The 21,328-nt window shown below is 62.0% G+C and carries 19 protein-coding genes; 6 read left to right on the top strand and 13 right to left on the bottom strand.

Translation table 11 applies throughout. The features are described 5' to 3' along the window. The first annotated feature begins 173 nt into the window (after positions 1 to 173). On the top strand, positions 174 to 623 hold the full coding sequence (locus CH295_RS27960; protein WP_170946076.1) for a hypothetical protein: 450 nt from the start codon (positions 174 to 176) through the stop codon (positions 621 to 623). Continuing rightward, entirely contained in the window at positions 620 to 1,474 is an 855-nt protein-coding gene (locus CH295_RS25480) for a class I SAM-dependent methyltransferase (protein ID WP_170946075.1), read from the top strand. Before CH295_RS27960 ends, CH295_RS25480 begins: the two co-directional genes overlap by 4 nt. Before the next feature lie 201 nt (positions 1,475 to 1,675). Here the strand turns inward: CH295_RS25480 and CH295_RS25475 are convergent, their stop codons facing one another. Together CH295_RS25475 and CH295_RS25470 are read right to left on the bottom strand one after the other, a co-directional pair. Beyond that, a complete protein-coding gene (locus tag CH295_RS25475) occupies positions 1,676 to 2,938 on the bottom strand; it encodes an MFS transporter (protein WP_094742259.1) in 1,263 nt (420 codons plus the stop codon). Next, positions 2,935 to 4,590, bottom strand: coding sequence for an ABC-F family ATP-binding cassette domain-containing protein (locus tag CH295_RS25470; protein ID WP_094742258.1), 1,656 nt, complete (start codon positions 4,588 to 4,590; stop codon positions 2,935 to 2,937). Before CH295_RS25470 ends, CH295_RS25475 begins: the two co-directional genes overlap by 4 nt. A gap of 340 nt (positions 4,591 to 4,930) precedes the next feature. Here CH295_RS25470 and imuA' point away from each other — a divergent pair, with 340 nt between their 5' ends. Continuing rightward, entirely contained in the window at positions 4,931 to 5,395 is a 465-nt protein-coding gene (gene imuA' / locus CH295_RS25465; protein WP_252342181.1) for a DnaE2-dependent mutagenesis accessory factor ImuA', read from the top strand. A 576-nt stretch (positions 5,396 to 5,971) separates the two neighbouring features. Then, positions 5,972 to 6,313: a hypothetical protein gene (locus tag CH295_RS25455; RefSeq protein WP_094742256.1), complete on the top strand. Its 342-nt coding sequence runs from the start codon at positions 5,972 to 5,974 to the stop codon at positions 6,311 to 6,313. 56 nt (positions 6,314 to 6,369) lie between these two features. Here CH295_RS25455 and CH295_RS25450 read toward each other — a convergent pair whose 3' ends face one another. The 4 genes from CH295_RS25450 to CH295_RS25435 all read right to left on the bottom strand — a co-directional run bounded on the left by CH295_RS25450 (position 6,370) and on the right by CH295_RS25435 (position 9,932). Next, positions 6,370 to 7,311: a DUF6615 family protein gene (locus tag CH295_RS25450; RefSeq protein WP_094742255.1), complete on the bottom strand. Its 942-nt coding sequence runs from the start codon at positions 7,309 to 7,311 to the stop codon at positions 6,370 to 6,372. Between the two features lie 207 nt (positions 7,312 to 7,518). Continuing rightward, entirely contained in the window at positions 7,519 to 8,274 is a 756-nt protein-coding gene (locus tag CH295_RS25445) for a DUF2510 domain-containing protein (RefSeq protein ID WP_094742254.1), read from the bottom strand. After that, positions 8,271 to 9,023, bottom strand: a complete 753-nt coding sequence (locus CH295_RS25440) for an 8-oxoguanine DNA glycosylase OGG fold protein (RefSeq protein WP_094742253.1) — start codon at positions 9,021 to 9,023, stop codon at positions 8,271 to 8,273. The genes CH295_RS25445 and CH295_RS25440 overlap by 4 nt, the downstream gene beginning before the upstream one ends. Positions 9,024 to 9,239: 216 nt before the next feature. Then, positions 9,240 to 9,932 carry a TauD/TfdA family dioxygenase gene (locus CH295_RS25435; RefSeq protein ID WP_170946074.1) on the bottom strand — a complete coding sequence of 231 codons (693 nt, stop codon included), beginning with the start codon at positions 9,930 to 9,932 and terminating at the stop codon, positions 9,240 to 9,242. Positions 9,933 to 10,635: 703 nt separating this feature from the next. Here CH295_RS25435 and CH295_RS25430 point away from each other — a divergent pair. Further along, entirely contained in the window at positions 10,636 to 11,805 is a 1,170-nt protein-coding gene (locus CH295_RS25430) for a hypothetical protein (RefSeq protein ID WP_094742251.1), read from the top strand. Positions 11,806 to 12,224: 419 nt separating this feature from the next. Here CH295_RS25430 and CH295_RS25425 read toward each other — a convergent pair whose 3' ends face one another. From CH295_RS25425 to CH295_RS25415, 3 genes are all read right to left on the bottom strand, one after another. Continuing rightward, a complete protein-coding gene (locus tag CH295_RS25425; RefSeq protein ID WP_094742250.1) occupies positions 12,225 to 15,119 on the bottom strand; it encodes an NACHT domain-containing protein in 2,895 nt (964 codons plus the stop codon). A 156-nt stretch (positions 15,120 to 15,275) separates the two neighbouring features. Next, entirely contained in the window at positions 15,276 to 16,658 is a 1,383-nt protein-coding gene (locus CH295_RS25420; RefSeq protein ID WP_141217080.1) for a hypothetical protein, read from the bottom strand. Positions 16,659 to 16,836: 178 nt separating this feature from the next. After that, complete coding sequence (locus CH295_RS25415) at positions 16,837 to 17,715, bottom strand: PTS sugar transporter subunit IIC (protein ID WP_141217079.1); 879 nt, start codon at positions 17,713 to 17,715, stop codon at positions 16,837 to 16,839. A 119-nt stretch (positions 17,716 to 17,834) separates the two neighbouring features. On the opposite strand from CH295_RS25415, the gene CH295_RS27955 reads away from it, so the two are divergent. After that, a complete protein-coding gene (locus tag CH295_RS27955) occupies positions 17,835 to 17,990 on the top strand; it encodes a hypothetical protein (RefSeq protein ID WP_170946073.1) in 156 nt (51 codons plus the stop codon). Positions 17,991 to 18,055: 65 nt separating this feature from the next. On the opposite strand, the gene CH295_RS25410 is transcribed toward CH295_RS27955, so the two are convergent. From CH295_RS25410 to CH295_RS25395, 4 genes are all read right to left on the bottom strand, one after another. After that, the gene (locus tag CH295_RS25410; protein ID WP_094742247.1) at positions 18,056 to 18,259 is read right to left on the bottom strand and encodes a hypothetical protein; all 204 of its coding nucleotides are present in this window, start codon (positions 18,257 to 18,259) and stop codon (positions 18,056 to 18,058) included. Beyond that, positions 18,249 to 19,124, bottom strand: coding sequence for an RNA polymerase sigma factor (locus CH295_RS25405; RefSeq protein ID WP_094742246.1), 876 nt, complete (start codon positions 19,122 to 19,124; stop codon positions 18,249 to 18,251). Before CH295_RS25405 ends, CH295_RS25410 begins: the two co-directional genes overlap by 11 nt. Before the next feature lie 234 nt (positions 19,125 to 19,358). Continuing rightward, complete coding sequence (locus tag CH295_RS25400; protein ID WP_094742245.1) at positions 19,359 to 19,931, bottom strand: hypothetical protein; 573 nt, start codon at positions 19,929 to 19,931, stop codon at positions 19,359 to 19,361. A gap of 107 nt (positions 19,932 to 20,038) precedes the next feature. Beyond that, complete coding sequence (locus CH295_RS25395; protein ID WP_094742244.1) at positions 20,039 to 20,296, bottom strand: hypothetical protein; 258 nt, start codon at positions 20,294 to 20,296, stop codon at positions 20,039 to 20,041. Between the last annotated feature and the right edge of the window lie 1,032 nt (positions 20,297 to 21,328).

Here is a 21,328-nt window from a genome sequence, read left to right as displayed (position 1 = left end):
CTGCGGCGGGCGTGCGCCGCGTAACCCGATACGTCGAAATAGCAACGGTAGGAGCGTGTTAGACGGTGCTGATTCCCATCATCGTATGTGAGGTCTTGTTCTGGGTGATGTTGGTCCTTGGACTACTCACTCGATACGTTGCCCGCCGGAAGACCCTGTCGACCGTGCTGCTCGTGAGCACCCCTCTCATCGACGTTGTCCTGATCGCGATCACCATGATCGATCTCCAACGAGGAGCGGATCCGCACTTCACCCATGGACTGTCCGCGTTCTACATAGGCTTCTCGATCATGTTCGGACCCAGTGTTATTCGGTGGGCAGACCAGCGGGCCGCGTACAGATGGGGACACGGCCCCAAGCCCACGAAAACCGCCCGAAGTAAGACCGAAGAGGTCTCTTACCAATGGGCCGAGTGGCGACGAGCCTTGGTCGCATCCGCAATCGCTGCCGTCGTTCTCGGTTTCGGTATCGCATTGGCAGGGATGGACAACGCTTTCTGGCTGCAGTACTGGATGGGCGTACTCCTCTTTCTCGTCGTGTGTTGGGCGTTCATCGGGCCGTGGCGAGCGTCGCGAAGGGCGGCAGCCGAATCGGACCGTGTCGCGGACTCCGCGCGCACATGACACCGGCCACGTCGAGTCGCTTCGGGACGGTTCCGGTACGCAATCCGGCAATCGCTGCTCGCTGGTTCACAGAGCTACCCCGCCGAACCGTCAGTGCAGAACACGACCGCCAATTCACCCGCTGGTGCTCCCAGTACACGGTCGGTGCCTTGCTAGAGCACTTCGACGGTCGTCCACCGACAAGCATCCTGGACATCGGATGCGGAGACGGCGGGTTCCTCGCGCTCGCGCGGTCCCGATTCCCTGACGCAACTCTGACGGGAATCGACCCCAGCGCAGATGCCATCGAAGAAGCGCAGCAGAACACCCCCTCCTCCCGTCTGGTAAGTGCGACAGCAGAAACGCTGAACACTTCACCGCTTGCGGACTGTCAATTCGACGCCATTGTCGTTCAACTGAACCTCGCCCTGTGGGACGATCCCCATCTAGGTCTGAAGAACGCCGCTCAGATGTTGCGACCCGGCGGACTCTGCTACATCGTCGATCCGGTCGCTGGTGACACCGATCGAATATCGACAGCCGCCACCGCCGACTCAAGCGGTTCGGAGCTTTCGGTCGCCAACTACTTGGCGGACCAAGCTGCTGCCTCCTTTACCTTCGGCGAAGCCACGGCGCTCGTACACGACGTCACCCAGAGTGTCGAGGGAACTTCGGTCAGGGTTGGATCCGGCGGCATCATGGGCTACCCGATCGGATCGCAGGAGGCTGTGCGAATCTGGCGAGGTAACGCCGATGTGCGCGCTGCTTTGCTGGAGGCGGACAGGTCATCGGACGCTGATCTGTTGTACGTGCACATAATCCGGAACCTCGACGCCGGCGTTACGGTAGATCGTTCTGGGCCTCAGCAATAAGCTAGCGGGGCAGTCCGGCGAGCAACCCGGAGCAGATAATGGTGGCGGCCCATGCAGAACACCGGCTACGTATTGACGTCCCAGCCGGTTCGCTTTGAGGTCAGCCCGAAGCCCCATCGTCAAGAAGTCTTGACGATGGGGCTTACAGGAAGAGATGTCATCACGTCAGAACTCGGCGCGGTGCATGACACGTTGCACAATCTAGGCGTCGAGTGGGCGTTGTAATTCGGTTACACGCATCCGCCCGACGACCAGTGCGACTGCTGCTAGTAGGGGTGGGATGAGTCCCGCGGCGACGAAGATCGCTGGTATCGGAACGATGAGCGAGAGAGGTCCGGCGATTGCGATCGAGACGGGCATGAACGCGATCGAGACGAAGAAGTCGAGGCTCGCGACCCGTCCGATCATCTCGGGAGGAACGAGGCGTTGAAGCAACGTGCCCCAGATGACCACTCCTGCACCGGTCGCGGCGCCGACGACGAACAACGACGCGAGCATCAGGGCCAGGTTGTTCGCGACACCGAGCAGTGCCAGTGGGAGTGCCCCGCCGCCCCAACAGGCGATCATGAACGTCATGTAGCGGCGCGGAAGCCGGAGCGTCGACACCACCAACGATCCGATCGCGCCACCAATCCCGTACGCAGCCAACAGGAACCCGAATGTAGCTTCGGCGTCCTCGAAGCGGTCGCGGGTGAGGAAAGGAAGTAGAACTTCGATCGGACCCTGAATGATCAACGCGAGCGATGACCCGAACAGCAATGTCCACAGCAGCCACCTTGTGCCCGTCACGTAGCGCACACCTGCCTTGAGATCGCCCCACACGTTGGTCGGTTCCGCGGTCGGTGTTCCCCCGACTTCTTCGCGCCGGCTGAGGAACAAGGTGATGACGAATGCGATCGCGTACGACGATGCGACGATCACCGCCCCGACCGCGGGAAAGAACGCACCCACGGCAGCCCCGCCGAGTGCGGGGCCGAGCCCCTGCCCCATCGATGGACGCAGCGCACCTTCGAGACCGTTCGCGGCGAGAAGCTGCTGCGGCGGGAGTACCTGAGGCAGATAGGCGCTGTACGCGGGATAGAAGAACGCGCTCCCAGCTCCCATCGCGAACGATGCCGCCGCGACATGCCAGAGCTCGATGGTGTCGGTGAGTGACAAGGCCGCCACGACCGACATCACGGCGGCGGTGCATCCCTGAACGACGATGATGATGCGGCGTTTGGAGAAGCGGTCGGCGACCACGCCGCCGAACACGGAGAATGCGAACAGTCCGAGGCTGAGGCCAGTCGCGACCGCGGACAGAGCCAGAGGGCTGTCGTTGAGCGCGAGGACCTGAAACACCATGACGATCGTCCACATGCCGGTACCGAACACTTCGATTCCGACAGCCGCGAAAAGGAGTCGGTAGTCCCGTGTGCGCAGCGGAGCGAGTGCTCTCAGTCCATCTGTCTTGCGGTCGCTCATGCCGATGCTTCCTTTACTGGCGCTGTGGCCAGTTGGAGTGCGGGCCAGTCGTGGACGTCGGCGAGAAGCTGTCGATCGTGGGTGGAGACAACTACCGCGGCCCGGGTGGCGGACAGCGCTTCGGTGAGTTCGTCGACCAGGGCCACCGAGAGGTGGTTGGTCGGTTCGTCGAGGAGCAAGACATGGGGTTTTGTCGCAAGCACTATCGCCAGATCGAGGCGACGTTGCTGCCCCATCGACAGTTCACCGATCCGCTTGCTCGATTCACGCGCACGAAGTAGGCCGAGGTGCGAGAGCCCGACTGCTTCCGACGAATCGAGGATCCCCGCCGCGATCAGCGCATCGAGGTGCGCGGAGTACGCCTCGCTGGCACGTCGGTGCACCGGCAGATCGGTTTCCTGGCGCAGGAAACCGAGACGCAGACCCTTCGGCCTGCGCACATCGCCAAATGTGGGGTGCAGCTCGCCGGCGAGCACGCTCAGTAAGGTCGATTTTCCGGCCCCGTTCGGGCCGGTCACAACGAGCCGGTCGCCGCGAGAGAGGACGCAGGACACCTCCGAAGTCATGCGGTCGGCGACAGTGATCCGATCCGCACTGAGTAACACCGAACCGGTATTCGGTTGGAGTTCTGGGAATGTGAACTGTTGGGGTGGTTCCGGCACCGTCACCGCGTGTGCATCGAGCTGCTCCTGTCGGCGATGAACGCTCTGTACGAGTCCACCTGCGCGGGTCGCGCGACCGTGCTTGTTCGTTCCTTTCTCTGGTCGCCACCCGGACTGCAGGCGGTTCTGCGCGGCGCTGAGACTGTCTTTCAGTCGGGCGTGCTCGGCTTGTTGCTGGTTGTATTGCTGTTCCCATGCCGTCCGCTCGGCGAGGCGGCCTTCGCGATATCCGGTATAGCCGTTGCCGTGCAACCGGATTCGACCGTCTGCTGAGGGGTCGAGATCGACGATCGTGTCCGCCACTTCGGCGAGCAGTGCGCGGTCGTGGGTGACCATCACGACGCCCCCGCGCCGCGCCCGGAGCTGTGCACTCAAGAATTCGAGACCGCTTCGGTCGAGGTGGTTCGTCGGCTCGTCGAGGAGCAGGAAGTCGTCGTCCGCGCCGAGGAGGCACGCCAGACGCACCCGGTACCGCTGCCCCACGGATAACGTGTCCAGCGACCGCTCGGGGTCGGTTTCGGCGTCGAGTGCGTCCAACGCGATATGCACTCGCCGCTCGGCATCCCACGCATCGAGTGCCTCGGCGCGTTCCAATGCTGTTGCGTATCGCTGGGCACTATCGGTAGATCCGTCGGACAAGGCGACCGTGGCCGCATCCAGTTCCGCCAGTGCACTGAGTGGTTCGGCTATAGCGTCGGCGACGACTTGCCCTACTGTTCGGCCGTCATGGGCAGGCATGTCCTGCTCGGCAACGCCCAGCGTGCCGATGCGCTGCACGGTGCCGGCGTCTGGAGTAAGGGTTTCGTCGAGTACGTGCAGGAGGGTTGATTTTCCGCGTCCGTTCTCGCCGACGATGGCCATTCGGGATGTGGGTGTAACGACGAGGTCGACGTGGTTCAAGACTGTGTTGGCCCCGCGCGTCAGACAGACGTCAGAGGCGATGAGTTGAGCGCGTTCGCGTGCTGGTCGAGCATTCGGAGAGGTGAGCATTCGAGTCCTTCGAGGGCGGCGCACCGAGCCGGAAGACGGCATACAGGCACGCCAAAGACGGCGACCGCGTTGGGTCGGGAACGAGCGGCCACCGCCGACTCGGATCACTCCACGAGTGCGGAAGGCCTTACTCAGCCGTCTCAGGAAAAGTACAAATGCACGTCCTCGAAGGTAAAGGGTAATGAATCGAAACGCAACCAATAAGTCAGTACGTTCGGCTGCTTGGTCGGTGACCTGCGGGCCGGAAGTCGATAGCGCGGCCCTCGAATCGCATACACGATCTGCCCCGACAGTCTGTTGACACTGTCGTTCCAGTCCAGACACGCCCTGAACTCGACAGATGTACGCAAACATCCCGCCGCACAGTGCTAGTACCCCCAGAGAAGTCCACCTGATCGACCCCGGCCAAGCAGACCCCCTCGACGCCGCGAGCATCTGTATCGAGGGCCTCGATCTGGTCGTCACGACCGTGCACGGACGCGACGTGCCGCCCACCCGAGCGCGTGCCCTGCTGGCCCGAAACCGGACGCACGCAGGCATTCTCGCGATCACGGACGGACACATGCCGGGCCTGGACGTGACAATCTCCTCGAGGCCCGTTGCGTACGGCGGCATCGAGCAGAGCAGAGGCCTCATCCGGTCCATCACCCTCGAGACCACCGTGCACGGGCGCGGCATCGCCCAGCGCACTGGCCGCTACACCCTCACCGCGCCCACGTTCGGCGAGCAGGGTCTGCGCTGGACTCCAGTCAGTGTCGACGCGGCAGCCACGCACCTCTCGCGCCGATTGGCGGTCGCACAATGACCCCCGACCTGTACGAAAACTGGCCCATCACTTTCTCGCCGCCCACCCGGCGCATCGTCGATCCACCCCAGCGAGTCCTGGTCAACGTCGCGCTCACCGTCGCGGGATCGTCCGGAGGATCCTTCCGTGACGGGGTGCCGCTCAAAGTCCGCTCGGAGGGGCTCTCGATGGACGTCAAGTCCCCTGGCCTTCTCCATGCATGGGCCAAAACTGCTAGGGGACAATGGATTTGCTGCCTCAGCTTCCAAATACCGATTGGAAACGGCAAGGGATTTCTTCAACTTGATTATCACTGGTGTCCGGCTGACGCTGCGCAACCAGTTCGATGATCGACACAGCATCGAACTGCATTGCCGATGTATTTCGAAGGCCCGGCAAGTAAGCGTGCACGCATACTTGCACGCACGAATGCGTGCAACGGCGGAAAGTGCACAACGAATGCACCGAACGGAGGACAGACAGGGCGATCCTCAGTCCGATAGAAACCTCCGTAAGGCACTGAGTCGGAGATGAGTCAGCGGCAAACGTTGCACTTCGTTCTCGTCGGTGCCGACCTTCGATGCAAAGGACGGGCTGATGGCAGGTAAGAGGATTCTGGTTGGATTTGCCGCTGCACTGATTGGGCTCGCGGGTGCCGTCGCGATGCCGGCAGAAGCCTCGGCGGCACCGGCATCGGTGATCAGCAGCAACTCCGGTGGAGCGAACCTACGGGACTGCCCGAACTCCGGGTGCCGCTCGTTCGGGTATCTGCGCAACGGAACCACCGTCTACATGCAGTGCTGGGTCGACGGAGGCCAAGCTACCGGCAACTACTCCTCGCGGAGATGGTTTTCGGTTCTGACGCCTGCGCTCGGCGCATCAGGGGGATACGTACATTCGTCGTTGGTGGCCAACCAGATCGGCGTCCCGCACTGCTGAAACCCACAGAGCCCGAGACACCGCTCAGCAGTAGCTGCTCAGGGTAGCCCCGTTGCTCATTGGTCGGTGTCAGGACGGTTTCTGTAGAGCACACCCATGTGGCGCGCGAATGGTGACCTGGGGGGCTCGCCGTCGCTCCACCCGTTCGCGGTGTCGGGTACGTATGTCGGCGGCAGTGAGTGCAGTGGTGTCTCGGGTGGGATGTCATTGGGGTTGTCGTTGGAGCGGCGGAACCGGGTGAGCAGCATGTCGAGCGTCGCGGCCGCGCGCTTGGCCGGATCGACGTCATTGAAGTGCGTGCCCGTCGCCCTTTGCGCAGCGGCGACGGTGACGGACCTGCAGGCGTCCCCGCAGGTGGCGAGGCACGACCAGAGAATCGCGTGGGGGCTGGCTTGCTCGAGGGGCAGGTCAGCGCGGGATAGGCCGCGCGGAGTGACGTTCTTTCTGGCGAGCTCTCGGACGGTGTAGGCGGACATCGCAGTGATCCCACCGGCCCGCTCGTAGTAGTCGACGACTCGGAGGGGGCAGTCCACCTGGGAGGTGGGTTCGTCGGTGCCGTTGTAGAGGACGTAGACCGGTGCGAGCTTGAGTTCGGATTCGTTTTCTGCGGTGTGGATCAGTCGATCGACCTGGAGGTCGCCGGCCGCTGAACTGGGTGGGTATCCGAATCCGTATCCAAATACAGTCTGCGGCTTGTTGATTGCATGAAGCTTCTTGGCTTGGACGAGCATGCCGAACCATCTTGTGTTGCCTTCTATCCACCATTCCCAGTCGGCACCACTGTCCGACTCCTTCAAATGGTTGTGTGTGGCGATCCGCAGGTTCGGCAGGCGAATCTTCAAGTCGAGCAACACCGTCTCGGTGATGGTCTCTTCCGACTGTCGAATTCCGGCGTCTTCACCGGTGACGATGCGATGATGCGTAATCACCGACTGGTCGAGTAGAGCCGCGAACACTTCGTACTGCTCGGCGTCGTAGAAGGTCCACACGGTGCTCACTATTGCATGTGGGGCCCGGCCCCTGGAGATCGACTTTGCAACCTCCAAGGCGGCGGTGGGCCTATCTCAACGATCCTCTCGGCCCCCGCGGGAGAATCGGGCCTTTTGGCTCATGATGGGACATGTTGTTCATCGAGGTGAGGGTGTCTGTAGAGGGGCAGGCTGAATTCCGGTCCGCGAGTGCGACGCCCGGTGGCCGGGGCGGCGTCATCGGGTGAGGTCCACGACGCAGGCGTCGACGGCCTGGACGTCGGGGTCGCCGGGGGAAACATCCAACTCGGAGCTGGCTCGCGGCCAGCTCGTCGTGTTCCGAGCTCCTCCGGTCGAGGAGTACACGCTGCCGTTGGCGATGACCCAGACATCGGATCGATTCTCGACCCCGCCGGTGGCGTCGAGGGTGGTTCCGCCGATGTAGGTGTAGTCGCCGGAGTCGATGACGGTGCCGTTGGTCAGGGTCAGACCGGATTCGGAAAAGCCGGAGGAGACCAGATCCACCAGCGATTGATTCGCGGGGGCGCATCGGGGATCCGATAGGTACGTCGCGGGAGCCGGGGGAGCAGCGGCCACAGCTGACGTGGTGGTCGTGGTCGGCGGCACGGTGGTGGCCGGCGGTGTGGTTGTCGACGGGTCGGGCGTGGACGTCTGTTGGGCTGCGGCGCTCGACGTCGTGGACGGTGCAGCGGCCTGAGAGTCGTCGGCGGGCTCGTCGTCGCCGAAGACGGCACCGAGCACGCCGATCACGACGAACGCGGCGACGATGCCGCCGATGATCTTGACCGCGCGGGGCACGCCTGCCCGTGCGGGCTGGTCGGATTCAGCGGCACCGGGGGGAGCTGGTTCTTCTGCTGTCGACTCGGCGGCGGGTTGTGTGTGTTCGGTCCATTGGGCTCCGTCCCAGTACCGGATCAGTCCGGGTTCGCTCGGGTCTGGGTGCCATCCGGGCGGGGGTGTGGGGCTGGTCATCTGGGTTTCCGTTCGTTGTTCTCGGTGGTGCTGTCGTGGGGTGTTCCGTCGTTACGGATGAGGCGGAAGATTCGTTCTTCGACGTCGACCGGTGTGTGGCCGGTCGCTGTGCCCCATGCGGTGAGGTGGTCGAGGTAAGCGGCGTAGTCCGCGGTGCGGCCGGCGCGGATTCGGACATTCACGTGTCGGCGCATCCACTCGATGACCAGGGCGTCGAGAACGGGAGCGGCGTGTGGAGAAGTTGGATTGCCGCGGGCGGTGACGAAGTACAACCATTTCGTGAAGAACGCCGGCCCGAGCCCGGTGATTCTCCCGTCGTTGTTCAGGTACCGGTATCCCGACACCGCGCCGCTGTTCTGCGCAATGTCGACTGAGCGCGTGAGCTTTTCGAGCACATCGGGGGAGAGTGGTTCACCGGCAGGATCGGCGGCTCCCGTCAAGATTCGCGCGGTGCGGAAGGGGCCGTATCCAGACGAGCCGTGGCCCCAGATCATCGCGACGACGAACGCTGCAGCGGTCTTCTCACCGTCGAGCAGCTCGTCGATTCGTGCAGCCGCGATGGAACGGTCGAGCGCGGCCGGCAGCGTCCCGAGAACCTCGTCGATCACGTCGAGATCGTTGAGCCACGTGGACCAACGCACGGCCGAGTAAGGGAATGCCTTCTGCGGGACGAACGAGCCGCGAAGCTGATCCTCGAGATCGGCAGGTATCGGCGGTACGGAACCGATGTCTGAGCGATGCCGGTCCATCTGGACAAAGTACGTCAGTCGGCCAGGTCGCACGGTGGTTCCCGGACACAAACCGCTCGCGCAGTTGGTTACAGGCCGCTGGCGGCACGGCGTCGGAGAGAGTTGGTTGTGAGGTCCCAGATCAGCCGCCGCTCGCTGCGGCATGACTGAGCCCGGTCGACGTCACCGTCGACCGGGCTTCGGTCTCGCCTTGCATCCTCGGCATCGTGTACGGCGTTATGTGTCGCGCGACTCGATGATGATCGATTGGGGCTGACACAGCCGCCGTACAACATCCAGATCGGTAATTCCCTGCACTCGGGCAAGCCATCGATCTCCTTCGTCCCAGCGAGGGAAGAATGCTGAACGACCGTGGATAGCGGTGTCGTTCGAGATCAACAGGACGTCACCGGGCATGAGGGTGACTGCCACGCGGTGTTCCTTCCAGACCGATTGCACGTGTTTGAGCGCTTCGGCGTGGCGAGGACTCTCCGAGCTCATCATGTCGGCGTCGTAGGTAAGCACAGGGTTGTCCTCTGTTCCCGCGATCACGGCGAAAGGGCCTCGCGCGGTGTCGTCCGCACCACCGCGCACGAACGATTCGTCGACACCGGTGTGGAACTTCCTCTGCCGTAGGAGCGCAAGCACTTGAGCCGGAAGATGCCGGATCAGCACGTGGACCGACAGCAAGTACGTGGCTGCGTTCGGATCGCCGCGCAGGCATCCGAGGCCGAGGTAGTTCGGTCGAGAGTCTGTACCGAATGCCTGCTCAGTGTGCGATTCGAGGTCTTCTCCGCTCCCTGTCGATGTCTGCTTCCACTGGTCCGCGCGGGTCGGGAGCACACTCTGTATCAACGCCCCGCCGCCCTCAGCGCGGTATGCGACTGGATGGGCGAGATGCGCGAGCAAGACGGCTGTCTGTGCCGCCATGACCGTATTTCGTGTGGGTGCCACTCCAGGGCTGTCGGGTGTCGGTGGAACCCCGGTGACATCTAGACCGCGAATAAGTAGGCCGCCGCCATCGGTCTGAAATGTATCGAGTGCGGCTTTGAAAGTGTGGTGGAGGAACCACGCAGTCCGGCGTGCATCGCGGGCGTAGGCCCAGTCGCTATCGGTGGATTCGGCAAGGGGGCGTGCAAGCTGGGCGATGTGTGGACGGGCTGAGTCATCGACGGTGAATGTTGCGACCATCGGCGTCAACGAGCGTTGCGCAGGGTGGGGCTGGAGGGTCATGATTAGTTCCGCTCTCGTTCGTAGTTGCTTGGTAGCGATCTCGAATGGTGCTTTGGCCTTTCAGCCGGGCAGTAGAGCGCGGGCGGGGTCTGTCCTACCAGGCCCCGCCCACCATTACCTTCGGTCACCGATGAAGTCGGTCCCCGCTGTCGAGGTGAACTCGACGTGGTGAGCGTATTTCGTTGCCCGAGACTCGTTGTCGAGGGCGTGATTACACCCTGCATCAGTCGTGCGGAATTCGTCCATACCTCTCCGGAAATAAATTTCGGGCGGTGACGCCTTACCTAAATCTGGTCGGCCGCACGTCTCTACAGCCACAAGACTTCACAGGAGTCCCACGGATGATTGAGGCAGTAAAAAAATAGGGACGTGACGGCTGTAGCGCCACTAGAATCTGTGGATGGACTGTCCGCAGTGCAAAGAGCACCTCAACCTCAGTGAGCCTCTCAAGGTCCATGAGACACGCGCAAGAAGGGACGCCCCACATGCGTTCGCGGTGCAGAAGCGAGTACGCGTCTGCAAGAACGGGCACAAGTTCAACTTCACCGAGATGTTCGATGACTGGTCCCTCAGCAACGTAATGGTTCGCCAGAGCGGACCCAGCCGCTTTCAGGCCCACCACTTCGACCGGTCCCGATTGCATGCGGACATCTCGAAGGGTGTGGTCGGCCTCCTTTCCGACGCCGAGGTCCGCGAAGTTGCCAGGGGGGTGGAGGAGCAGTTGCGTGATGAGATGGCCACCCGCGTCAGGATCGTTTCACCCGAGGAATGGGCTGAGGGCAATACACCCAATTCCCCGAACCCAGGTCCGTACATTTGGGACACCGACATCAGGGATGTGACCGAGAATCAGCTAGGGCTGTCGAAGATGCGCGTTCCCTATGTGCTGTACGCGACCACGTCTCGAGGCAGAATTCTCGGTGAAAAGCGACCGGGCTGGAAATCCGCGAAAAACGTCCTGGAGTGGATCTTCCTGACGTTCCCGGACTTGAGTCAGCCGATACCCGAGCGCACCAAGGTCTACGAGGAGCGGTGGCGACCACGTGCACCAACCAGCATGCCTTCGGAGGTAATCAAGGCAGGACGTCTTATCGCTACCGCTCCCGATGGACGTCGACTCTCCGCGCAGGAAATTCAACCCGAGGTTCCGTATCCAACGACCGGCCCGCACCATGAGTCACCTGGACCGGAAGAATTGCAGCTCAAGACGATGGCGCGCCGGCTTGTGAGGTTCAGCCTCGAGCGCTTTGTCGAAAGTATTCAGCTCGCGCTAATTGGCCGTCCCACCCCCAACGAAACGGCCCGCAGCGTAGCCGCATGGGTCCTTACAAATTTGCAGGGGCAGGACCGCGTGCATTCGTCTCAGTTGTCGGTCGGGGTCTTGGAGTGCCTCAGACGCGTCGACGACATCGCGTATCTGCGATGGTCGACTCACATGAAGTCGTATCCGCAGGTACGTCATGTCGTTACCGAGGCGTTGGGGCTGGTAACCCAGCCGTCAGATCGGCTCATCTTCGTTGGGCAAGTGCTGCCTCAACGAGCTACCGAGCGATCAGAGAAGAAGTATTAGTGACAGCGACTGGGTTTCTGTGAATCTGCGCGCCCTCGGTCGGCCTCGGCCCCGAGTCCTCGGGCTGAGAACCTCGTCACCGCCGGTGGCTGTGACCTCGGAAACTATCGCCTCGGCCTGGTCCGCTACGAGTCTAGGAAGTGGGGGCGGATCATCACGGCCTTGGATGAGGGGCGGACGATTCTCGTTGCACCGGTCGACGGCTCGGACGCATTCGGTCTATCGGTGACCGACCATTCGAGGTTCGCCGTCACCTCGGATGGTGTCTGAGCCGTCAGGGGAGAAGTAGAAGGTTGCCACCGTCGAGTGCTCAAAGGTTTGCTCGACTGCCTGAGTTCCCTTGCATGAGTTGATGACTCGCAAATCCAGTGCTTGACCAGCAGGCGTGTCGAGCAGCGGGGACAAGGGGGCATACTTCGTCAGGTATCAAGCGGTGGAGCCGTGGTCTGCTGACGTGGGCTGGGACGATCCCACTCCACCCAGGATTGTCTGGGGCGACCCGATACCGCGGGTGTGAGCAGGGTTGCAGGAGTCGGTTCAGGGTTTTGGTTGACCGTGTCGTGTTCTAATGCGCCAGCGAGAATCTCGCGGAGCGTTGCCCGTCGGCGCTGATTTTCGCCACAGTTGTCGATGATGATCTCTCGAACCTGCTGGACCATGGCGTTGTCGGCGTCGTTGTCGCCGAGGCTGACTCGAGCCGCGAAATCGACTACGTGTTCGTCGGAATCATCTGAGAGGGTGATCTCGATGACGCGGTCGAGGGCCGATCGAATCGCGAAGTTGGTTGCGTCGTCCGAGCTAGGTTCGGCGGACTGTCCTGGGTTCGGTCGGTTCATGTACGCGTCGAGCTTGTTGCCTGCGGTCGCTCCTATTGTCCCGGAGTCGGCCTCGACGAGCCCGTTGAGAAATGTCCGGATCGCCCCGGGGCTGTTGTCGGCGAGGGACGCGTCGACTTCTTGCCAAACCGTTTGTCTGATTGCTTCGGATTCCTCCATGAGCGGGGCAAGGGTTTCGGCGAGGTTGGTGATGTGGCCGCCTCGGGGTCCCCTGATCAATTGAAGTGCTATGTGTACCAACCGCTTTTGGTACTTGGGGGTGTTTGCGGCGAACCCGTCCTTGAGTGCGTCTACGGCCAGGGTGGCACCCGGCATGACGAATCGATTGACCTTGTTTTCGTGGTTCGCGTCGGTGAGGAGTTGAAGAAGTGAGTCGCGTTTGCCGGTGAGGTCGGAGAAGACGTAGCCTGCGGCGAGGAGCCATGTGTGCCGCCAGTGGGCCGAGGGGATGAGTCGGGCGAGTGTATCGAGTTCGTCTTCACCCACCATGAGGGCTGTAGCGGCGAAGAATTCAGCGAGACTTCGTACTTCGAATGCCACCCCGTCGCCGCGAGGAACGAGGAGGACCAGTCGCTGCCGGGTGAGTTTGACGATCTGCTCTATCAGTTGTTCGGGGTTGGGTTGTTCCTCGGCCTCGAGGATGCGTCGGGTGATGCTCTCGAGGTCGGATATCGGCAGGATGGAGTCGGAATCGCCGGCTTTTTCTGCACGAGCGTGGATGGCGAGTCCGCATTGTTGGTGGAGTTGGTCTAGTTGAGTTCGGTAGCGGCGAATGACGTCACCGATTCCGGGTGGTTTGCTGCTTTCCCGTGCATGGATGACTGCGTAGTAATTTTTGAAGAGCGCGTATCTGCTGTCGGGTATTTCGGTTGCTTGTTCGAGCAGCAAGCTCAGGATTGTCACCTGCAGTGGGGAAGTCATCAGGCGTGCGGTGTCCGGACTGTGTGATGCCTTGCTTAGGCGTTTTAGTACTTCGTCGCGGCGATCGGGGTTCTCGGCGAATCGTGTTTGTAACAGGCGGGAGGCGTAGCCGAGGGCTTGCTTCGTGGTCAGGGGGGTGAGCCGGAGCTCTTGGTAGTCGATGCGGTCGTCGTTTTCGAATCCGATGGGGCGAGAGGTGCATACAGTCAGGACATCTGCCTGGTGGGCTGCCATTTCGTCGAGGAAGTCTGCAATTCGTTGCGTGACTTCGTCACGGTTGGTCGCAGAGGCGACTTCGTCCATTCCGTCGAGCATGAGAAGCAGCGGCCACGTTTCGAGCAGTCTGAGGGCCTCGGGAACGGTGATGGGGTCCGATGCCCGGTCGTTGATCGTGTCGACGATGTGTTGCAGGAGAGTGGGTTTGACTGGCTTGCTTACCTGGTCGGCGAACTCACTCAATACGACCCTTACCGGTAGCCGATGCAGTGTCGGCTCGGGGAGGTCTGCGTCTGCGAAGGCGGCGGAGATCCGGCTGGCTTTGTCGGTGATCGCGTGCGTGACGCGGCCTGCTGCAGCTTCCTTTACTAGTGCGACGCGGTAGATCTGGCATAGCAGACGTGAGAGCGTGGACTTTCCCGAACCAGGTCCGCCGAGTACCACCACTCGATCTCGTGCCGCGGGGTCGAGCGCGGGGGAGAGCACTTGGTCTGCCCGTGTGACGAGGGAGCGGAGGGCTGTGTCCGCGGACGTCTGTGTGAAGAACGATTCGAGGTGTTCGCGTACCAGCTTTATGGCCGAGTCGTGAGGGGCTGGCGGTCGTTCCGGCAGGTGCGATGAAGGCAAGTCGACGGCGATGTGGGCGAGGTCGAGGTGGGTGTTGGTGAGGTCACCCGATTCGCCGAGTTCTACCTTGGTGTCGGAGGAGAGGGCTCTCGTGATGTGGCCGATCCACGCTGTGGCAACCTTCCGGTCGGTCTGGCTGACATGGTCGAACAGTCGAGATAGCACGTCGCCCGGCAGTATCAGATCGGCGTAGCGACGAGAGATCTCTTGATTGTCTTCCAATAACCGGTCCAGCTTGTCGGCATGCCACAGGTCATAGTCCTTGAACTTGGGCATGCCGTTCTTCTTTTTGGTGCGCGGGTCGGTTCGATCTCGGTATATGGCGAACAGTCGCCTCAGCCGGTCTTGCCCGCCGTTTTCCTCGACCGAGGATACCGACACGTTGGTGGCGATGATGAAATACTCGGGTTGGTTCTTGTGACGCTTTTTGGTTTGGTCGACCCACAGATCGAGTTCGGCGGTGATCTGTTCGAAGAACCATTTTTGATCCGCAGCGGTACCGGTCAGTTGCGATTTGTACTTCGCTTGAATGACCCCGTACCCGTCCCACTTTCCCTTACCGTCCATGTCGATCGAGCCGCGGAAAGTGGCCTCACGTCCGCCGTCCGGGCCGTCCCCGAAGATCTCGACACCCGGGCCGAGGTGCCGCAGGGCCAGAGCCTGGACGAGGTGCTCGAAGCGGGCGTTGCCGAGCCTGGTGAGGTCGTATGTCACGCCTCGAAGGCTAGACGCTCAATCACGCCTTAGGCCGCCATTGCGCGGCACACGAGCGAACTGCTCGCAGAGAAACCCGACCCACGGCCACTCTCGTCGCGGGCGTGTGTCGGGTGTGCGGTCCTGAGATCATTGCCATCGCGGGTGCAGAGAAGTTCAACTGGTCACGGGTTCTGCTATTGCAGCTCGGAGTTGGGGATAGGTGTAGTAGACATCCGAGCTCTTGTGATTTTCATCGGACATTCGGTCGAGAAAGTCTTGGAATACAGAGACGCGGTCGGTGCCGAGGTGGGTGGTCTCGCGGTAGACCTTGAGGAGGGTTGGAGGCATTGCGTAGGCATGCCAGCACTGTCCGTTGGCCGAGCATTCTGTCAACACGGCTGCTAGTTGCTGCACGGAAAGGAATCGAGAGTGAGAGATCAGTGCTGGCGTGATTTCGGTGGCTTCAGCGTAGCTGCTCGCGTTCTTCAGCATTGCGACGATGGAGGGGACGAAGTACTGCGTCGGTCTGGTGGTGATCGCGGAGACTTTTTGAGTGACGGTAAGGGAATCGAACACGCCCTCCAGTGCCGGCAGTTTCTGGCGCGCGAGTGAATTGCCTACCAAGGACAAGACCGCCGCAGCGGTGACCTTGAGCGGAACATGGTCACCTGATGTGGGTGGTTTTCCGACGAGAGTGTCGAGGTGCCCTGTCACTGTTTGGTTGAGCGTGTCCCAGAAGAAATCCTGATCACCTAGCCGAGCGAGAGCGCGCAGCTGAGCGTCCCCGTCGAGAGCGGCATAGCGCTCCCTCAGTTTCTCGGCAGCAGCCAGGACAAGAGGCCTGTCTTGGTCAGCGAGGACAGTCAGCACCTTCGCATTTCGGTCTGCCAGCTCGGACGCAGGCAGTCCAGTGTCCGTCGGGAGTTCGAGAAATGAATGTTTGGCGGCGATCTCGACGATGGTGCGGCGTATTCCTGCTCGCACTTTTCGGTAGAACAGCTCGACGATCAGCTCGGGTGTCGGAGTGAAGATCGCGCCCGAGGTGAACGCGCTGTATCTCTCGATCAGCTTCAGCCCTTGGGTGGGCGGGTGAAGGAGCAGGACCTCGAGTGCTACCGCCAAGTGGGCGCGCGCGACCTCCCGCTGCGGGACATAGGGAGTTTCCATTCCGCGAAGCGTCGGATGCACGCAGACGTTGCGATCGTCACGGATTCGGTCGAGTGCGCGTTTGTCCAGACCGTCGAACAATTCCAGCTTCTCGCCGTGATCGAGCAAGTCCCGTTCGATGTCCTGCATCTGCCGAATGCCTTCCGATTGCAGGCCTTTTTGTTGCGCTGCAATGATATCGGCTCGAATCTTGATGGCTCCTGAGTCGCCGTCATCCGCGAGGTGGCCGATCTTGGTGATCAGATCGACCGTGATCGTCGTCCACAAACTCACAATGCTCGCTCGGACTGCACCGGCGTTGTAACACCGCCAGACCTCGGCGGCCAACACCTTCGACGCCGGGTTCCATACTTGCGATACCAGCTCATCAATATCGGCCATGAAAGGCACACTACGTCGGAGCAGCGGCAGAGGAGTCGCACACGGGTGTAGTGCTTTCCAACGCGACGGGAACTGCGTAGAAGACGGTTACCTCTTACTCGTCGATGTCGTGTCGAGCGGATCTGGTCGCGGTGAGCCGGAGAGGAATATCGAGATGGGACAGCGGTTGCGGCTCAGGGGTGTTTGCTCAGCCGAGGCGACGTGTGGGGCGGGATACCTTCTCGGGTTCGTTGTTGTCGACGACGTTCCAGAAGCGGCCGTTGGCGTCGGTCACCGAGTACCAAATGTTTACGAAAGCAGGCGTCGGCGGATTTGGCTCGACAGCACGGCGCGACGCCCATCTCAGGGTGAACTGGGCCCCCGCCTCGAGCACCGGGCAGTACTGCAAGGCCCCTAGCCTGACCGCCGGTTCAGGGTGGAGCTGGTCGATGTGCTGGGGTGCGTCGGGTCCAGGCAACGTCGTCTCCTCGAAGGCGCTCATGTACACCGGGGCCGCATCGTCTTCGACCTGGGCGCGGAATCCCCGAACTTCGAGGCCGTAGAGCGGGTCCTTGCTGCGATTGGTCAATACCGTGCGCCACTGCCGTTTGCCGTGCGAGTCGGAACCGTCGGGCATCACCTGAATTTGCAGGAGTCGAACTTGGTTGGCCTGGTCCTCCAAGGCTGTACGTCGCGTCGCCTGGTACGAGCGCAGGGCGACTAGGACGCCGCCGGCGGTGAACAGAGCGCCACCCGCCGAGACCCACGCTGGTAGTGAACCCAGATCTACGTCGTCGTGGGTAGCTGTCAGAGCCAGCACGACCGTCGACCCGAACGCTGTAGCCATGAACGCGGCCCAATCTTTCTTACGCGGACGTGCACGCCAGAAGTCACTGATGGTGCACCCGATAGCGAGAGAACCCGACATGAGGCCGATGAGAGCCATGCCCACCCAGAACTCGTGAAAGACGCGGTCCAGAGTCCACCCCATCCGCTGCAGGGAAACCAGGCAGAAGTAGATCGCGAGCGCGCCGCACACCACGCATGCCACACGCCGCAGGGGCCAACTACCAAGCGTCTCTTTCACCCGACCACCCTAAGAGGCGGCAGAGCGTTGGCCGGAGGCCGAGCCTCTCCGGAATAGGTGGCCAGTCGACGCACCGCCTGAGCCGGGCGCTCAGGTCCGATTTGGAAAGATGCTTGCTCGTGACGACCAGCGACGATAGTTTCGACCCGGATCCCGATCATGGACAGGCGGGATGGGTGACTCTGCCGAGCGGGCAGCGAGCTTACCGCTACGAAGGGTCCGACGACCTGATCTACGATTCCGGAACCGCACCCGAGCCCGCCGATCCGAACTAGGCGAAGACTCGGGGGTCGTCGCAGCGACGACCATGCGGCATATGTCGTAGTCCCCTCAGCCGGCGTCACCGGCTGTCGTCATTCGAGGCGTTGGCGCATTCTCGAAGGAACTCGAGCATGGCGAAGAATGCCATGGTGCCGAATTCGCGGCCGAAGGCTGCAGCGGTCAGCAGGCTGAGTATGGCCAGAACGATTACTGATGTCAGCGGGTGTGAGTACCAGCGGAACGCATCTGTCCACCGGTCTCGGCGGTGGTCGTCAGTAGACATCGGTGGGCTCCCAGTCGGAGGCGAACACGTTGCCGGGCACGTATTTCGAGGTGAATGGATCGAAGTCGGGCTCGGGTTCTGCAGGGGTGGGTCCCCAGGTGGAGAGCTCGTCGGCGTGCTGGTTCTCCATATGTTTGGCGAGCGCAGTTCCTGATGGTGGATCGAGGAAGCCGTCGGCGATGAGCGGCACCACGACGTTCTTCCGGAACCGGAACAGGTGGGTGCGAGCTGTCGCGGGATCGATACCCATCGCCGTGGCTGCCCCTGCGATGGTCTCGCCCTGCAGTAGAGCCTCGAACAGTCGACGCACCTGCGGTGTGGCGCGGTCGACGAGGATTTGAGCCGCGTGACTTGCGTATGGGATGTCCGACAGGTCGAGGGTCAGGGCATCGAGGTCGTCGACATCGGCCAGTGTCGCGAGCCTGCGTTCGATCCGGCGAGGCATCGTCCACTTGTTGATTACGTGCAGCTTGTGCAAGAGACATGCGTTGACGAAGTAGGTAAGCAGAGACGCCCGGCCGGAGGGGGTCCAGATCTTTCTGTCCACCGCGGCTCGGAGGAACGTCGTCAGTCCTGCAACCGCAAGCTCGATGCACAGGGCGTCGCGATCGGCGTAGTCGGACCGTAGCCACTCCAGGTCGTCCCAGCCGATGGTCATGGCGACGGGAATGGGCCCGGCGCTGACGATGCGGCCGTCGGAGACGAGAGTGTGAAGAGTGGCGACTGCGGGGTCCCAGAGGAGATCCACCAAGGCGGCAGTTGCGGGGGCGAGTTTGTTTTCAGGTGTTCGAGAACCCTGTGTGCGGGCATCGACAAGAAGGGCTTCGAGCTTGGCTGCAAGTTCGGGATCGCGCTTTTTGGACATGGCGTCCTCGAGTGCGTACGTGCTTTGATCTGCGCGTCATCGGCTCAACCCACCGACTACTGCGAAGCGGTCATAACGACATAGGGGCTTTTGCCAAAAAACGTTTACAAGTATGACGTAGGTCACACAATGGGTGCTGGACGCCATGTTGCCAGGCGGGACCAAAGTGCTCTCTATTGGTGGAGCGCACGGGAATGCCAGACGCCGGTCCGCTGCCGGTGTACGTCTTCAGGATTAACCGGGGGAGATCCGTTGCTGATCGTTTTTCCGCCGGCGGGGAACGTCGACGGGGTATGCCTCGAGCAGGGCGCGTTGATCGGCTCCGAGTGCCTCGATGCAGCGGGTGAGTGGGTCCGGCTGATCGGCCATAGCGGCGAGCCACGGGTCGGTTGCAGTTGTCTGACGTTCCGCTGACAGTACGTTCCGAAAAACGTCGTCGGCGTTCTTGTAGAGGGCGTTCGTTGTGTCCGATAGCAACACTGTGTGGCTCAGGGCGCGGAGCTTCTGAACGGAGAGCAATGCGGGCTCGTACCAGGGTGCATTCTGATCGAACTGCTCGCGGGTCGACCCGCGTGTTCGGAGTCTGTCCTGAAACGGCACGTGGAAGGTATAGCGCTGCACCAGATTGGTGGACTCGATGAAAGCCTGCCTGAACGATTCGAGCGCGGCGTAGTTGGCGTCGTGAGCCTTCTGAAGCGCACCGAGCCTGGCGGCGTAGCGTGTGGCGTTCCGAGCGACGCCGGCCGCACTCAGTACCGCGATCGCTGCGATCGCAGCGGTGAGCACAGGGATCAGCAGAGGGACCATCAGGTCGATACTAGGTAGCTGAGCCCCACCCGTGCCGCCTCTTCGCGCCAAGGTCGATATCGAGCGGCCAGGCGTGGCGCTGTGCGGCTTTGCGTCGGTCCCGGGGTTCAGGTGCCTGAGTCGTCGTCACGGGGCTGCTCGGGCTCACTGTGGCCGTGATCTGTGCCGTCACCGTCCTTACCGTCCAGAGCGGCAATGACGGTGGCGGTGGCGGTAGCGGCGGCGATGTTGAGTGCGACGGCGAGGGGGTGGAGGCCGGCGTTGGTCGCCACGGTTTCGAGCTGATCGATTCCGGCTTCGACGGCGGCGATGGTTGTGGATTGAATGGCGATGCGGCGGCGCTGTCTGGGCGTTGGGAGATTCATGGCTGGTGCCTGTCGTCACGGGTCTCGCTCTTCGGGCGAGGCCTCGCCTTTTCTGGCGACTGGGGCTCGTGTTCACAGCACGCGATGAGGAAATACTTTGGTGTCCTCGGTCGTGTCATGGCGGTTCTCAGTTCTCGGGCCGGGCGGCTCCGTCACTGATTACTGCGGGAACTCGGCTGTTTGACAGGTTCGGGTCGTATCGTGGCGGGCCTTTGTTGTATTTGGTGGTCGGATCTCGCGCGGCTTCGTGGTCCCTCTCCCGCAGGGGATCCGTGTTGTGGTGGTTGGGGGGACATGTCGTTTGTGCTGGTGGGGCTGCTTGTTTGGGGTGGTGTGGTCCCGGGGGTGGTTGTGGGTGTGTTGTGTGTCGTCGACGGAAGGGGTGGTGGTGTCTGTCGGGGTTCACCCACGGTGCGACGCATCGTCCTCGACGTCGCCGCGTGGTGTGTCTGGTGGTCGGTGGCTCGGGGGTTGTTGGGGATCCGGACGGGGGTCTGGGTGGTGTGGTTCGGTGGGGGTGTGGCGGCAGTTGTGGTGGTGTTCTGCGAAATGTGTTGTGCCGTAATGGTTATGCGCGGCACTGGATGCGGTGAGTGAATAACGTTGCAGTGCAACATGTATCGGAATGCGATTGATGGCGAAGCGGTTTCCGATTGTTTGCGCACGCTGCCTTCGACGGGTAGTCGTATTCCATTGCGTAGTAATGAGAGTGGGCATATCTTGGTGGGTGCTTGTCCTTGCTTCGTGGTGTGTGGTCGGGTAGCATGAGTACATGATGATTCGACGGGTTCGGGGAGCAGCCGTAGTGAGGTTCACGTCGCGCGCAGCGCGACCCCGAGTGTTCGGTGTCGGTGATTCCGTTTCGATCGTGACGTTGAATCATACTGAAGAGCAGCCTGATTCGAATCTGAGTGGAGCGCAGCGACACGATGGTCGGCGGCATGACTGGAGCACCGTCGAGCCGCGTAGCGGCTCCCTGGTGGGGAGCGCAGCGACCCGCCCCCGTTCCGGTGAGCGGAGCGAGCCGGGGAT

It is taken from the genome of Rhodococcus sp. 14-2483-1-2 (genome assembly GCF_002259405.1).
GTDB lineage: Bacteria > Actinomycetota > Actinomycetes > Mycobacteriales > Mycobacteriaceae > Rhodococcoides.
Note: the sequence above shows the minus strand (reverse complement) of the source record. Positions and strands in the feature narration are given on the sequence as shown.

Excerpts from the sequence above, each read along its gene's own strand:
- CH295_RS25480 (WP_170946075.1), top strand. The coding sequence starts at position 620 with ATGACACCGGCCACGTCGAGTCGCTTCGGGACGGTTCCGGTACGCAAT.
- CH295_RS25475 (WP_094742259.1), bottom strand. The coding sequence starts at position 2,938 with ATGAGCGACCGCAAGACAGATGGACTGAGAGCACTCGCTCCGCTGCGC.
- CH295_RS25470 (WP_094742258.1), bottom strand. The coding sequence starts at position 4,590 with ATGCTCACCTCTCCGAATGCTCGACCAGCACGCGAACGCGCTCAACTC.
- imuA' (WP_252342181.1), top strand. The coding sequence starts at position 4,931 with ATGTACGCAAACATCCCGCCGCACAGTGCTAGTACCCCCAGAGAAGTC.
- CH295_RS25455 (WP_094742256.1), top strand. The coding sequence starts at position 5,972 with ATGGCAGGTAAGAGGATTCTGGTTGGATTTGCCGCTGCACTGATTGGG.
- CH295_RS25445 (WP_094742254.1), bottom strand. The coding sequence starts at position 8,274 with ATGACCAGCCCCACACCCCCGCCCGGATGGCACCCAGACCCGAGCGAA.
- CH295_RS25440 (WP_094742253.1), bottom strand. The coding sequence starts at position 9,023 with ATGGACCGGCATCGCTCAGACATCGGTTCCGTACCGCCGATACCTGCC.
- CH295_RS25435 (WP_170946074.1), bottom strand. The coding sequence starts at position 9,932 with ATGGCGGCACAGACAGCCGTCTTGCTCGCGCATCTCGCCCATCCAGTC.
- CH295_RS25430 (WP_094742251.1), top strand. The coding sequence starts at position 10,636 with ATGGACTGTCCGCAGTGCAAAGAGCACCTCAACCTCAGTGAGCCTCTC.
- CH295_RS25410 (WP_094742247.1), bottom strand. The coding sequence starts at position 18,259 with ATGTCTACTGACGACCACCGCCGAGACCGGTGGACAGATGCGTTCCGC.
- CH295_RS25405 (WP_094742246.1), bottom strand. The coding sequence starts at position 19,124 with ATGTCCAAAAAGCGCGATCCCGAACTTGCAGCCAAGCTCGAAGCCCTT.
- CH295_RS25400 (WP_094742245.1), bottom strand. The coding sequence starts at position 19,931 with ATGGTCCCTCTGCTGATCCCTGTGCTCACCGCTGCGATCGCAGCGATC.
- CH295_RS25395 (WP_094742244.1), bottom strand. The coding sequence starts at position 20,296 with ATGAATCTCCCAACGCCCAGACAGCGCCGCCGCATCGCCATTCAATCC.